We start from the raw sequence: 13,415 nt of genomic DNA on the forward strand, positions 1-13,415 counted from the left end.
TCTCCGAAGGAAGGGGCCCACGCGAGTCGTGCCACAGGTCGCGCGGGATGAGCGAGGGGGTGTGGCCACGGGGATTCGCAGTCCGGCGTGCCACGTCGTGCTGCCCTGAGCCGCCGCCTCCTCTGGGGGAGGTTTGGGCGAGCATGCGGTGGATCGTGGCATCGAGCATCAAGTTCCGTCGACTTGTCGTCGCCCTGGCCGTCGGGGTGATGATCGTCGGCATCGTCCAGATCGGCCGGTCGCGGACCGACGCGCTGCCGGAGTTCACCCCGACCACGGTCGAGGTGCAGACCGAGGCGCTCGGGCTGTCGGCCGAAGAGGTCGAGCAGATGATCACCGTCCCGCTGGAGCAGGACCTGCTCGCCGGCGTGGCCTTCCTGGACAGCATCGAGTCGGTGTCGCTGCCCGGGCTGTCCTCGGTGGTGATGAGGTTCGAGCCGGGCACCGACCTGCTGGACGCCCGCCAGGTGGTGCAAGAACGGTTGTCGCAGGCAACGGCCGTGGCGGGACTGCCGCACGTGTCCAAGCTGCCGCAGATGATCCAGCCGTTGTCGTCGACGAGCCGGCTGTCGATGATCAAACTCTCCTCCGACACGCTCACCCCGATCGACCAGTCCGTCCTGGCCCGCTGGGTGATCACGCCCCGGCTGATGTCGGTGCAGGGCGTGGCCAACGTGACCGTCTGGGGATTCCGTGACCGGCAGCTGCAGGTGCTCGTCGACCCGCAGCGGCTGCGCGGCACCGGCGCCACCCTGGCGCAGGTGATCCGCACCACCGGCAACGCGCTCGAGGTCTCACCGCTGTCGTTCCTGGAGGCTTCCTCGCCGGGCACCGGTGGCTTCATCGACACCGTCAACCAGCGGCTCGGCATCTTCCACGAACAGGCCATCTCGACCCCGCAGGAACTGGCCGGCGTACCGCTGGAGGGCCAGCCGGCCGGCGGCACCGCCCGGACGCTGGGCGACGTGGCGCAGATCGTGGAGAACCACCAGCCGCTGATCGGCGACGCGATCTGCCCGGGGGGCGAACGGTGCCTGCTGCTGGTGGTGGAGAAGTTCCCCGGCGCCGACACGGTCCAGGTCACCAAGGACGTCGAGGCCGCGCTGGCCGCGATGCGGCCCGGCCTCGGCGACCTGCGGATCGACACCTCGCTCTACCGGCCGGCGTCGTTCATCGAGTCGTCGTTCGACCGGCTGCAGTGGGCGCTCGTTGCCGGGGGCATCCTGCTGGTGCTGCTGCTCCTGCTGCTGTTCCGCGACTGGCGCCGGGCGCTGATCACGCTGGTCGCCATCCCGGTCCCGCTCGCCGTCGCGGCCGTCGTGCTGTACCTGCGCGACACCCCGATCAACTTCATGGTCGTCGCCGGCCTCCTGCTCGGTCTCACCGCGATCGTGCACGACGCGATCACCGACTCCCACGGTCTCGCCGCGCGCCTGCGCGCCAGACGCCACGGAGAGGATGCCGCCGGCACGGAAACCGTGGTCGCCTCGGCGGGCGCGACCCGCGGCGGCATCCTGTACGCCGCTCTGGTCGTGGCGGCAGCTGCCCTCCCGTTCTTCTTCCTCACCGGTGTCGGCGACGCCTTCCTGCCGCCGCTGGTGCTCTCGTACCTGCTCGCGGTGGCGGCCTCGATGCTGGTCGCCCTGGTCCTCACGCCGGTGGTGGCGGCGATGCTGCTGGCCGGCGACCACCCCGCGCCGAAAGGCCGCCACTTCGCCCGCCGGCTGAGCGCCGGGTACGACCGCCGCGCGCCCGCGCTCGCCGGCCGGACCCGGGCCGCCGTCGTCACCGCAGCCGTGGTGGCGCTGATCGGCCTGGCGGCGGTGCCGTTCCTGGACACCTCGCTGCGCCCCGCGCTGAAGGAACGCGACGTGCTCGTCCACCTCGAGGCGCCACCAGGCACCTCGCTGCCGAAGATGACCCAGCTCACCGAGCAGGCGGTACAGAGCCTGCGCTCCGTTCCCGGCGTCGACAGCGCCGGCGGCCAGGTCGGCCGCGCGATCGCCTCCGACCAGATCGTCAACGTCAACTCCGGCGAGGTCTGGGTCAACATCGGCGCCGACGCGGAGTACGACCCGACACTCACGGCGATCCGGGACACCGTGCGCGGCATCACCGGCGTACGGGCCGACGTCCTGACGTACTCCGACGAGCGGGTGACCGACGTGCTCGACCGCAGCCGCGACGGCCTGGTGGTCCGGGTCTACGGCGACGACCCGGCGCAGCTGGACCGCACCGCCGAGGAGCTGCGCGGCCTGATGGCGGGCACGGACGGCGTCACCGGGGTCACGGTGGACCGTGCACTGACCGAGCCGACCGTCCAGGTGCAGGTCGACCTCGCCCGCGCCCAGGCCGCCGGGGTGAAACCCGGCGACGTACGCCGCGCCGCGACCGCGCTGATGGGTGGCATCACGGTGGGCAACCTGTTCGAGCAGCAGAAGGTGTTCGACGTGGTCGTCTGGGGAACGCCCGCGATCCGGCAGAACGTCGCCGGGGTCGAGAACCTGTTGATCGACAAGCCCGCCGGCGGCCACGTCCGGCTCGGCGACGTCGCCGACGTACGGGTCGTACCGAACCAGGTCGCGATCCGGCACGAGGCGGTCGCGCCGTACCTCGACGTCGTCGCCGACGTGGGCGGCCGGGACGTCGACGCGGTCGCGGGCGACGTCCAGGCGCACCTGGGCAAGGTGCAGTTCCCGCTGGAGTACCACGCCGAGCTGCTCGGCGGCTACGAGGAGGAGCGGGCCGCCCAGCTGCGCACGATCGCGGTCGGCGCGGCCGCGGCGATCACGGTCCTGCTGTTGCTGCAGGCAGCTTTCGGGAGCTGGCGGCTGGCGCTGCTGGCCTTCGTCGTGCTGCCGCTGACGCTGTGCGGCGGACTGGTGGCGGCGGTGATCGCCGGCGGAACGTTCGGTCTGGGGTCGGTGGCCGGGCTGCTCGGTGTGCTCGGGATCGCTTCCCGGGTGGTCGTGCTGCTGATCCGCCGGTACCGGCAGGACGCCGAGACGGAGTTCGGGCCGGACCTGGTCGCACGGGGGACCAGGGACGTGCTCGAGCCGACGCTGGCGACCGTGCTGGCGGTGGCGGTCCTGATGGCGCCGATCGTGGTGGTCGGCAACGTTCCGGGCTTCGAGATCGTGCACGCGATGGCGGTGGTGATGCTCGGCGGGCTGGTGACGACGACGGTGGTCGCGCTGTTCGTCGTACCGGTGCTGTACCTGCGGTTCGGGGGTGCGTCGGAGCCGGACCTGTGGGCCGACGAGCAGGTGCCCGCGCGGCAGGAGCCGGAGCTGGTTGCGGCGAAGGCCGGCGAGCGGGAGGTCGCCCCATGAGGTCGCGCACCGCGACTGTCCTGCCCGCGTTCGTCCGGACGCTGATCCCCGCGGTGATCCTGGCGTTCGTCCTGGGTAGCTGCGCCGGTACGGTCGCGGACTCGTACGAGATCGAGCACGAGCCCGCCCACCTGGAGACGGTGGCCGGCAGCGACCACCCCAAGATCCTGCTCGAGGAGGCGGCGGTCCGCAGGCTGTCGATCACGACCGCGCCGGTCCGCCGGGAAGCGAACCTGCTGGTCGTTCCCGGGGCGGCGGTGTTCGTCGATCCCCAGGGCAGCTGGTGGGTCTACACCAATCCCGAACCCAACACCTACCTGCGGCACGCGATCACGATCCAGCGCCAGGCCGACGGACTCGCGTACCTGACCAGCGGGCCACCCGCCGGCACCCAGGTCGCCACCGTCGGCGTGCCGACGCTCTACGGCGTCGAAGAAGAAGTCGGCCACTGAGGCACCGGTGAAGGGGCCACTGTCATGCGCTGGATCGTCGCATCGAGTCTGAAGTTCCGTTTCCTCGTCGTCGCGCTGACCGCCTTCCTGATGTTCTTCGGCGTGCAGCAGCTCGGCCGGTCCGCGGTCGACGTGTTCCCGGAGTTCGCGCCGCCGAAGGTGGAGGTGCACACGATCGCCATCGGGCTGGGCCCGACCGAGGTGGAAGAACTGATCACGGTCCCGATGGAGCAGTCGCTCAACGCGATCCCCGGGGTGGAGACGGTCCGGTCGCGGTCGGTCGAGCAGCTGTCCCAGGTCGTGCTGCTGTTTGCCGAAGGCACCGACCTGCTGGAGGCTCGCCAGTTGGTCGCCGAAAGACTCGCCTCGATCACCCCGACCCTGCCGACGTGGGCGGCGCCGCCGGTGATGCTGCAACCGCTCTCGGCGACCAGCCGGGTGCTGAAGATCGGTCTGTCGCCGGCCGACCCGAGCATCGACATGATGGACCTGTCGATGACGGCGTACTGGAAGATCCGCGCCCGGCTGCTGCAGGTGCCGGGCGTGGCCAACGTCCCGATCTGGGGCGAGCGGCTGGAGATGCTCCAGGTGCAGGCCGACCCGGCGCGGATGGCGCAGCAGAAGGTCACCCTGGAGACGGTGATGACGGCGACCGCCGACGCCCTCGACGCCGGTCTGCAGCAGTACTCCGACGGCAACTTCATCGGCCGCGGCGGCTTTCTCGACGGCACCGAGCAGCGGCTCGGCATCCGGCACATGCCCCCGATCGTCGACCACGACCACCTGGCCGGCCTGCCGATCGTCACCGCCGACGGGCGCCAGATCCGGCTGCGCGACGTCGCCGACCTCGAGCGCGACCACCAGCCGCTGATCGGCGACGCGGTGATCAACCAGGGCGACGGCCTGATGCTGATCGTCGAGAAGTTGCCCTGGGCCAACACCCTGGACGTCACCCGCGGCGTCGAGCAGGCCTTGGCCGAGATGCGTCCCGGTCTGCAGGGCATCGCGATCGACTCGACGATCTTCCGCCCGGCCACCTTCATCGAGGACGCGATCGACAACCTGACCCGGTCGCTGATCCTCGGCGCGCTGCTGATGATCGCGATGCTCGCGCTGTTCCTGTACTCCTGGCGGACCGCGCTGATCAGCGTGGTCGCGATCCCGCTGTCGCTGCTGGCCGCGCTGCTGATCCTCACCGCCCGCGGTACGACGATCAACACGATGGTGCTGGCCGGCTTCGTGATAGCCCTGGGCGACATCGTCGACGACGCCATCATCGGCGTCGAGAACATCGTCCGCCGGCTGCGCCAGCACCGCAGCGAAGGCAGTACCAGATCGACCGCCAAAATCATCCTGGAGGCGGTGCTGGAGGTGCGCAGCGCGATCGTCTACGCCACCTTGATCGAGGTGGTCGCGATCCTGCCGATCTTCATGCTGGCCGGGCTGTCCGGGTCGTTCTTCCGGCCGCTCGCGCTGTCGTACGCGCTGGCGCTGCTCGCCTCGATGCTGGTCGCGCTGACCGTGACGCCGGCCCTCGCGCTGATCTTCTTCCGCAATCCCCGGTCGCTGGAGCAGCGCGAGTCGCCGGTCGTGCCGCCGCTCAAGCGCGGCTACGACAAGATCCTCACCCGGCTGGTCAAGCGGCCGCGGTTCGGGTACGTCGCGGTCGCGCTCACCACGGTGCTCGGGCTGATCCTGCTGCCGCTGCTCGGTCAGTCGCTGCTGCCCAACTTCAAAGAACGCGACTTCCTCATGCACTGGCTCGGCAAGCCCGACATCTCGCTGCAGGAGGAGGTCCGCACCAGCAAGGCGGTGAACGCCGAACTGCTCACCATCCCCGGCGTGCGCAACGCCGGCTCCCACATCGGCAACGCCCTGCTCGGCGACGAACCGCACGGCGTGTACTTCGGGGAGAACTGGATCAGCGTCGACCCCTCGGTCGACTACGACGAGACCGTCGCGTCGGTGCGTGGCGTCGTCGACGGCTATCCCGGGGTGTTCCGCGACGTGCTCACGTACCTCAAGGAACGCATCCGCGAGGTGCTCACCGGGTCCAGCGACCCGATCACGATCCGGATCTTCGGCCAGGACCTGGAGCAGCTGCGGTCCAAGGCCGAGGAGATCAACCGGCTCGTCGGCGAGGTCGACGGCGTCGGCAAGCACTCGGTGGACTTCCAGGACGCGATTCCGCAGATCCGCGTCGAGGTCGACCTGGCCGCCGCCCAGCGGCACGGCCTCAAACCCGGCGACGTCCGCCGCGCGGCCGCCTGGCTGATGGCCGGTGAGGAGGCCGGCGACGTCTACACCGCGGGCAAGGCGTACGACGTGCAGCTGTGGACCCCGCCGGACAAGCGGCGCAGCGTCACCGACCTGGAGAACCTGCTGATCGACAAGCCCGGTGGTGGGCAGGTCCGGCTCAAGGACGTCACCGAGATCAGCATCGTGTCGGTCCCGAACGTCGTGCAGCACGAGGACCTGTTCCGCAACATCGACGTCGGCGCCGAGCTCGACGGGTCCCGGGACCTGGGCTCGGTGGTCGCCGACATCGAGGACCGGCTGGCGCAGGTGGAGATGCCGCTGGAGTTCCGCGCCGAGATGCTCGGCGAGTACACCGAGCGGCAGGCCGCCCAGCAGCGGCTGCTGATCTACGCGATCGCCGCCGCGGTCGGCATCCTGCTGCTGCTCCAGGCGTCGTACCGCAGCTGGCGGCTGGCGATGATGACGTTCGTGACCCTGCCGGTCGCGCTCGTCGGCGGGGTGATCGCCGCGTACGCGGGCTCCCGGGTGATCTCGCTCGGCTCGCTGGTCGGCTTCCTGACCGTCTTCGGCATCGTCGCCCGCAACGGCATCATGCTGATCAGCCACTGCCAGCACCTGGAACGCGAGGAGGGCGTGCCGTTCGGTCCGGAGCTGGTCATCCGCGGCGCCACGGAACGGCTGGTGCCGATCCTGATGACCGTGCTCACCACCGGCCTGGCGCTGATCCCGCTGCTGGCGTCCGGCTCGATCCCCGGCCAGGAGATCGAGCATCCGATGGCCGTGGTGATTCTCGGCGGCCTGATCACCGCGACCTTGCTGAACCTGTTCGTGGTGCCCGCGTTCTACCTGCGCTTCGCCAAGTCGCGCCGGCAACGCCGTGAGGAGGCGGAGCCCGCACCGGTGTGATCCGGCGTCCGGAGAGCGCAGTGGGGGAGCGCTCTCCGGGGCCGGATCAGGCGGTCAGCGCGTCGGGGCCTCGTCGAGCCAGGAACGCAGCAGCGCCCAGTCGGCCTCGGCGGCGCGGCGGCGGTCCCGCGCGCCGCGGGCCTCGGCCAGCGCGCTGACCGCCGTCAGCGCGACCAGGAGCACGACATCGAGGACGAGGACCACTTGCAAGAGGCTCATCGGCAACCACGGCTTCCGGGACGGACGGACACAGCGGGGAGCACCGGCACCTGTCGAGCACGGCACGTCGGTGCGCCACTTTCCATCATGCTTTCCCGCTGCTGAGAGTCCGCTGAGGACTCCGCTGCGTCAACCGAGGGTTGCTGGATCCGTGTTCGCACCGCAGACCACCGACACGACCCGCTCACCGGGCGCCGGCTTGTACGCGCCGGACGACAACGCGGCCTGAGTGACCGCCGCCCCGTGCTCCACCGCAAGCCGGTACTCCCGCCACAGCTCGGTCCGGGCGGCGACGATCGCGTCCTCCTCCACCAGCACCGACTCCACGCCGTACTTCCGCACGGCCTCGAACGCCAGCGACCCCAGCCGTCGCGCACCGAGCGAATCAGCCGCCACCCCGCTCACCGGCACGTCGACCAGCTCCCCGGCCTCCAGCGTGCGCCGCATCGTCGGCGCGAGCACCGGCTCGACCCCGACCACCTTCGCCCGGTCACCGACCGCGGTCGCGATGCCGGCGATCAGTCCACCACCACCGACCGCGACCAGGACGGTGTCGAACTTTTCAATCTGCTCCAGCAGTTCCAGCCCGAGCGTTCCCTGCCCCGCGACCACCTCCGGCTGGTCGTACGCGTGGGCCAGCATCGCGCCCGACTGCTCGCCGGCCTCCACCGCGGCGACGTAGGCCTCGGCGTACTCCGTGCCGACCTGGACCACGTCGGCGTCCAAGGTGCGCAGCCGCGCGATCTTGGCGGCGGGAGCGCTCTCCGGCACGAAGATCCGGGCCGGCACGCCGAGCTCACGGGCGGCGTACGCGACGGCCAGTCCCGCGTTGCCGCCCGACGCGGTGACCACCCCGGAGCCGGTCAGCGCGCCCTGCTCTCTCGCGCTGAGCAGCCGGTTGAAAGCACCGCGCGGCTTGAACGAGCCGACGTGCTGAAGCAGCTCCAGCTTGAACACGCACGTCGGCGACACCTCCAGCACCGGCGTACGGCGTACGTGGCCTGCGATGCGGTGCGCTGCCTGCTGGATGTCGTCGAGAGTCACAGTCACGCATCCACCCTGCCACGGCTCGCCGGATCGATGCCGAGGGGCTGTTGCCACGTGCAAGTCAGTCATCCAGCCACTCCGCGCCGAAGGCGTCCCTGTGATAGCCACTGTGGTGTCCGAGTGTGCAGAGCCGACCAGTCAGTGGGTTCGTGCCGTCGCAGGTCCCGGGAGCCGAGGGCCGGAGGATTGGCCAGCCCCGAGGGTCGCGCTCGAGCTCGGCCGGAAGCGACGCAGAGTCTCTGGCGTCGCTTGGCTCTGTCCGCCTGAACCACTCCACGCCTGCGCGATGCCCCGTGTTCGCGTTCATGTCGCAATCGTGCTCCGTGCGGAGGGTGCAGGGAGGTGCCAAACTAGTGGCCATCCACCGCAACGGAGGGGATCGGAGTGTACAGCGGGATCGGCCATTTGATCGCCCAGCTGCGCGCTGAGCGAGATCTCAGCCAAGCCCAGCTCGCCCAGCTCCTTGCGGAGGCTTCCGGGAACCCGGCCGTCACTCGCAACAAGATCAGCCGTTGGGAGCAGGGTCGGCGGCGACCGCGCCGCTACTGGCTCCAGTGGCTTGCTGTCGTGTTCGGGCTGAGCCTGGCTGACCTGGATGACCTCGTCCGGATCGCTTCTCCGACGACTGACACCAACGAGGCCGAGGCGATCGAGCTAGGGCAGCGGGTCGCCGCAAGCGACGTCGGAGGTAGGACGCTCGAGCAGTTGGAGCTGGCCGTCGATGAGCTGGCGATCGCCTACCCGCGCGTGCAGCCCGATCTGCTTCTGCTCCGTGTACGACGTCATCTGACCTATGTCGGCAAGCTGCTCGACGCCCGAAAGACCCTCGCCGAACATCGCCGCCTGGTGGTGACCGGGTCTTGGCTCTCGTTGCTGGCGGCCACCTGCTCGATCGACCTGGCCGACCGGCCGGCAGCAGCGGCAAGACTCCGTACAGCGGCCCAGCTGGCGGAACACGCCGACCATCCCGAGCTGTCGGGATGGGCGCTCGAAACCGAGGCCTGGCAGGCCGTCACCGATGGTGACTACCGGCGCGCGATCAAGCTCAGCCAGGCCGCGCAAGCCGCGGCGCCCGTGGGCAGTTCGGCGTTCATCCAGGCCACGGCTCAGGAAGGCCGGGCGCATGCTCGACTTGGCCACACCCGCGACACCCTCGAGGTACTCTCCAGGGTCGAACACCTCGTGGCTCCACTCGAGGTTCCTGACCAGCCGGAGCACCATTACCGGTACGACCCTGGCAAGTCGGACGCGTACGTGGCTACGACGCTTTCATGGCTCGGGGACCCAGGCGCGGTTCCAATCGCGCGGCAGGTTCTCACTCAGCTCGAGTCCCCGGCGCACGGCGCAGTACGTCCGCGCCGAGCCGCGACGGCGAGGCTCGACCTGTCCCTTGCCCTGGTCGCGAGCGGCGAACCCGACGAGGCCAGTTCGACGACGATGGAAGCCATCACGTCCGGTCGGCTCGTACCGTCGAACTACTGGCGCGCCAGGGAGGTGATCAACGCCATCGACGCGCACGGCGTGCCAGAGGTGGCCGAGCTGCGCGATGCCTACGAGTCGCTCAAGGCTGAGGGCGCCTCGGTGTAGCCAGTCAACGACCATCACCGGGGGACTGTTCCTGGCAGGGCCGCTGTGTTCGTCAGCCGAACGAGCGAAGGAACCTGTCCACGAGTGGGCCGGCCAGCGAGTGGAACTCGTGGAAGTACGCGTGCCGCGCTCCAGGGATCAGCTCGGCACGCGCGTGCGGGATGCGATCGGCCAGGAGCTGCGCGTTCGCGGCGGGGCTGAACACGTCGTCGGTGCCGTGCAGCACGAGGGTCGGCGCCTTGATCGACGGCAGCTCCTCCCAGGCGTCGTGGCTGTTGCTCGCGACCAGGTGCCGCCCCTTCGCGTACGCCGGCATCGCGGCATCGCCGAGGACCGGGTACGGCCCGGGGTTCCGCGCCACCCACCCGGGCGTGTACATCAGGTCGACCAGAACGGCATCCCGGGCGGTCTGGTCCGGGTGAGCGAGCGCTCTCCGGATCTCCTGACTCCGCTCGAACCCGTGCGTGCGACCGGGCGACGTACAGCCGAGCACAAGGCCGCGAACCCGCTCCGGGTGCAGGATCGCCAGCCACTGCGCGACCCGGCCGCCCATCGACGTTCCGTACACGTCGACCCGGTCCAGGCCGAGGTCGTCGAGCACAGCCACCGCGTCCTCGGCGAATCCGGTCGTGCTGTACACCCGGTCCGGCATGTCGCTGTCACCCGTGCCGCGGTAGTCCAGCGTGATCGTCCGCCGGCCGGCCTCGAAGTCGGCTCGGACCGGATCCCACCAGTGGTGGTTGTTCGACTGCCCGGCCAGCAGCAGCAACGGCGGCTCGTTGCGGTCGGCTCCTTCCAGTCCTCCCTGACCGCGGCCGCCGTGGCAGTTACCGGGGTCGCGGCCGCCGAGCTGGTAGGCGATCCGGGTTCCGTCGGGTGCGGTCGCGTGGGGCATGGTGACAGTCTGCCCGTCGCGGCCCGGCGGGTAGGCTCCAGGCATGCGAGTCGTGATAGCGGGTGGACACGGGCAGATCGCGTTGCGCTTGACCAGGATTCTCGCCGGGGACGGGCACCAGGTCGTCGGCCTGGTCCGCAACCCGGCGCACGAGGCCGACGTCACCGAGGCCGGCGGCCAGGTCGCCGTGCTGGACCTCGAGCAGGCCGACGTCGCGGCGGTCGCCGACGTGCTGGCCGGCGCCGACGTCGCAATCTTCGCCGCGGGCGCCGGCCCGGGCAGCGGCAACGCCCGCAAGGACACCGTCGACCGCGGTGCGGCCGCATTGTTCGCCGAGGCCGCCGAGCGGGCCGGCGTACGGCGGCACATCCAGGTCGGTTCGATGGGCGTCGACCGGATCGCCGAGCTCGACCCGGACGAGACCTTCACCGTCTACCTCACGGCGAAGCTCGCCGCCGAGGACGACCTGCGCTCACGCGACCTGGACTGGACGATTCTGCGCCCGGGCGCCCTCACCGACGACCCCGGCACCGGGCAGGTCCTGCTCGCGGGCCGGACCGGCTCCGGCAGCGTCGCGCGCGACGACGTCGCCCTGGTGCTGGCCGGCCTGTGCAGCACCCCGGCCTCGATCGGCCGCACCCTCGAACTGATCGCCGGCGACACCTCCGTCGCCGCCGCGCTGGCCTCCCTCTGACGTTGCCACTGGCAACAGATTGCGACTCTCCATGGGCGACGACACGCTCCGGCAGGTGCACTTCGAGCGCACCGCGAACGGCAAGTACCTGGTGCAGAACCAGCGCGGCGGCACGCTGCCGGTCGGCTCCGGCGGCGACACCGACTTCACCCCGGTCGAGCTGCTGCTCGCGGCGATCGGGGCCTGCTCGGCGATCGACGTCGACGTGGTGACCAGCCGGCGCGCCGAGCCGACCGAGTTCCGCGCGGTCGTGCGCGGCGACAAGATCCGGGACGCCGAGCAAGGCAACCGGATGCAGAACCTGACCGTCGAGTTCAGCATCCACTTCCCCGCCGGCGAGGCCGGTGACAAGGCCCGCGAGGCGCTACCGCGCGCGGTGAAGATGTCCCACGACCGCCTCTGCACCGTCAGCCGCACGGTCGAGCTCGGCACCCCGGTGGCCCTCACCCTCAACGCGTCCGACGAGGCCTGACCCAACGCACCCCGAGGACCTGGGCGCCGCCTCATCACGGGCGCAGCAGCCGGGTCCCGGCAGGTGCACCCGAGACGACACCGCTCGCTGGTCGCGACCAGGACAGCTCGAGCGTCAGCCCGCCTGGTCGAGGTGCTCGTCCAACTCGTCCATCGCCGCGTACTTGCCGCGCACAGCTCGCGCCCGTGCCAGCAGCTCCGAGAACTCCATGCGCGGCAGGCTAGCGGTCAAGCGAGTGCCGCTGGAGTCGCCAGCCGTGCCGGCGGGAGGCCCGCAGGATCTCGTCGACCGTCCGGACCTTGCGCGGCGACGCCCACGCCTGCGACGGCTTGTGCAACGCCCAACCCGAACCCAGCGTCACCGCCGCGTGCTGCACTGCCCCGTCGGACGAGCGCCACACCAGCACGGTCCCCGGTACGCCGTCCCGCCCGCCGCGCGTCGCCGACTCGGCCAGCCAGGTGTCGAACGGCTGCCGCTGCACCCACTGCGACTCGGCGCCCTCGACGCCACACGCGGCCATCACCGTGCCGAAGCAGTTCGGCCCGCTGCCCTGCGCGAACGTCCCGGCCAGCTCCCGGGCGCGAGGCACCAGCCGCGCGGCGTCACGCCAGACCTCAGCTTGCACCTCCGTGTGCCGGCTCGGTTCGAACTCGTCGCTCACGATCCGCCGCAGCACCGCGTCCGGGGCAGACAGCAACGACTTCCACCACACGAACCGGTGCCCGTCGGCCTGCTCCCGGATCCGTGGCCCCAGCACGTCCTTCCACGCCCGCACCGTCGGTACGGCGTCCCGCCCGTGCTCGGTCTGCGCTCGGACCAGCTTCGCCCGGGTCGGATCCGGCAACGCCAGGAACTCGGCCTCGGACAACCACGACCGCCACAGCTCGCCGTCGAGGTCGTACACGCGATAGGTGTCCCGCAACTGCGGATCCGGTTCCTCGTCGGACAGCGGCAGGTCCCACTCGGTCGCCTGTCGCGCCGTCACGTAGAAGGGCTGCCGATCCGGCGCCAGCCAGTCGACCCACGACGTGACCAGCGACGGTGGGACGGGAATCCCGAGAACCTCCATCACGACACTGCCGGCGGTCCGACCGGGGCACGGTACGGCTGGGTCTCGCTGTAGACCAGGTTCGTCGTGGTGGAGCCGAACTCGGTGAGCTCGTTCACCAACTGCTCCAGGTGCGCCATCGATCCAGCGGCCACCTTCAGCGCGTAGCAGTCGTCGCCCGTGGTCCGCAGGCACTCGAGAATCTCGGTCCGCTCGGCCAGCAACCGGCGCAACGGTTCGTGCTTGTTGCCGGGATACTTCAGCCGCACCACCGCCAGTACGGCGTACCCGGTCCTCGCGAGGTTGATCTGGGCGCGGTACCCGCTGATCACGCCGAGCGTCTCCAGCCGCTTGACCCGCTCGGTGGTTGCCGACGCGCTCAGACTGACCCGTCGGCCCAGCTCGGTCAGCGGCAGCCGGCCGTCCCGCTGCAGCTCACCGAGAATGGCCCAGTCGGTCGGATCCAGAGTCTCGGTCATCCCGCCAAACTACCGACAGATCAAC

General features: G+C 70.5%; 11 protein-coding genes. 6 read left to right on the forward strand and 5 right to left on the reverse strand.

The features are described 5' to 3' along the window. Positions 1 to 143 precede the first annotated feature (143 nt). From KFLA_RS17470 to KFLA_RS17480, 3 genes are read left to right on the forward strand one after another with little or no spacing between them, the layout of a single operon-like run. The gene (locus KFLA_RS17470) at positions 144 to 3,332 is read left to right on the forward strand and encodes an efflux RND transporter permease subunit (protein WP_012921129.1); all 3,189 of its coding nucleotides are present in this window, start codon (positions 144 to 146) and stop codon (positions 3,330 to 3,332) included. Continuing rightward, entirely contained in the window at positions 3,329 to 3,784 is a 456-nt protein-coding gene (locus KFLA_RS17475; RefSeq protein WP_012921130.1) for an efflux RND transporter periplasmic adaptor subunit, read from the forward strand. Before KFLA_RS17470 ends, KFLA_RS17475 begins: the two co-directional genes overlap by 4 nt. Positions 3,785 to 3,808: 24 nt before the next feature. Beyond that, complete coding sequence (locus tag KFLA_RS17480; protein ID WP_012921131.1) at positions 3,809 to 6,949, forward strand: efflux RND transporter permease subunit; 3,141 nt, start codon at positions 3,809 to 3,811, stop codon at positions 6,947 to 6,949. Between the two features lie 54 nt (positions 6,950 to 7,003). On the opposite strand, the gene KFLA_RS37970 is transcribed toward KFLA_RS17480, so the two are convergent. Together KFLA_RS37970 and KFLA_RS17485 are read right to left on the reverse strand one after the other, a co-directional pair. Beyond that, positions 7,004 to 7,168: a hypothetical protein gene (locus KFLA_RS37970; protein WP_012921132.1), complete on the reverse strand. Its 165-nt coding sequence runs from the start codon at positions 7,166 to 7,168 to the stop codon at positions 7,004 to 7,006. Positions 7,169 to 7,297: 129 nt separating this feature from the next. Next, positions 7,298 to 8,218: a threonine/serine dehydratase gene (locus KFLA_RS17485; protein WP_041289373.1), complete on the reverse strand. Its 921-nt coding sequence runs from the start codon at positions 8,216 to 8,218 to the stop codon at positions 7,298 to 7,300. A gap of 381 nt (positions 8,219 to 8,599) precedes the next feature. Here KFLA_RS17485 and KFLA_RS17490 point away from each other — a divergent pair, with 381 nt between their 5' ends. Then, positions 8,600 to 9,802, forward strand: coding sequence for a helix-turn-helix transcriptional regulator (locus KFLA_RS17490; protein ID WP_012921134.1), 1,203 nt, complete (start codon positions 8,600 to 8,602; stop codon positions 9,800 to 9,802). Positions 9,803 to 9,854: 52 nt separating this feature from the next. Here KFLA_RS17490 and KFLA_RS17495 read toward each other — a convergent pair whose 3' ends face one another. After that, positions 9,855 to 10,697: an alpha/beta fold hydrolase gene (locus KFLA_RS17495; RefSeq protein WP_012921135.1), complete on the reverse strand. Its 843-nt coding sequence runs from the start codon at positions 10,695 to 10,697 to the stop codon at positions 9,855 to 9,857. 43 nt (positions 10,698 to 10,740) lie between these two features. On the opposite strand from KFLA_RS17495, the gene KFLA_RS17500 reads away from it, so the two are divergent. Next, entirely contained in the window at positions 10,741 to 11,391 is a 651-nt protein-coding gene (locus KFLA_RS17500) for an SDR family oxidoreductase (protein WP_012921136.1), read from the forward strand. Between the two features lie 31 nt (positions 11,392 to 11,422). After that, positions 11,423 to 11,863: an OsmC family protein gene (locus tag KFLA_RS17505; RefSeq protein ID WP_012921137.1), complete on the forward strand. Its 441-nt coding sequence runs from the start codon at positions 11,423 to 11,425 to the stop codon at positions 11,861 to 11,863. 220 nt (positions 11,864 to 12,083) lie between these two features. On the opposite strand, the gene KFLA_RS17510 is transcribed toward KFLA_RS17505, so the two are convergent. After that, entirely contained in the window at positions 12,084 to 12,932 is an 849-nt protein-coding gene (locus tag KFLA_RS17510; RefSeq protein WP_012921139.1) for a hypothetical protein, read from the reverse strand. Next, complete coding sequence (locus KFLA_RS17515; protein ID WP_012921140.1) at positions 12,932 to 13,390, reverse strand: Lrp/AsnC family transcriptional regulator; 459 nt, start codon at positions 13,388 to 13,390, stop codon at positions 12,932 to 12,934. Before KFLA_RS17515 ends, KFLA_RS17510 begins: the two co-directional genes overlap by 1 nt. Positions 13,391 to 13,415: the final 25 nt, after the last annotated feature.

Origin of the sequence: Kribbella flavida DSM 17836, from assembly GCF_000024345.1 — a bacterium.
Taxonomy (GTDB): domain Bacteria; phylum Actinomycetota; class Actinomycetes; order Propionibacteriales; family Kribbellaceae; genus Kribbella; species Kribbella flavida.

Coding starts and splice junctions, on each gene's coding strand:
- KFLA_RS17500 (WP_012921136.1), top strand. CDS start 10,741: ATGCGAGTCGTGATAGCGGGTGGACACGGGCAGATCGCGTTGCGCTTG.
- KFLA_RS37970 (WP_012921132.1), bottom strand. CDS start 7,168: ATGAGCCTCTTGCAAGTGGTCCTCGTCCTCGATGTCGTGCTCCTGGTC.
- KFLA_RS17510 (WP_012921139.1), bottom strand. CDS start 12,932: ATGGAGGTTCTCGGGATTCCCGTCCCACCGTCGCTGGTCACGTCGTGG.
- KFLA_RS17515 (WP_012921140.1), bottom strand. CDS start 13,390: ATGACCGAGACTCTGGATCCGACCGACTGGGCCATTCTCGGTGAGCTG.
- KFLA_RS17475 (WP_012921130.1), top strand. CDS start 3,329: ATGAGGTCGCGCACCGCGACTGTCCTGCCCGCGTTCGTCCGGACGCTG.
- KFLA_RS17505 (WP_012921137.1), top strand. CDS start 11,423: ATGGGCGACGACACGCTCCGGCAGGTGCACTTCGAGCGCACCGCGAAC.
- KFLA_RS17480 (WP_012921131.1), top strand. CDS start 3,809: ATGCGCTGGATCGTCGCATCGAGTCTGAAGTTCCGTTTCCTCGTCGTC.
- KFLA_RS17470 (WP_012921129.1), top strand. CDS start 144: ATGCGGTGGATCGTGGCATCGAGCATCAAGTTCCGTCGACTTGTCGTC.
- KFLA_RS17495 (WP_012921135.1), bottom strand. CDS start 10,697: ATGCCCCACGCGACCGCACCCGACGGAACCCGGATCGCCTACCAGCTC.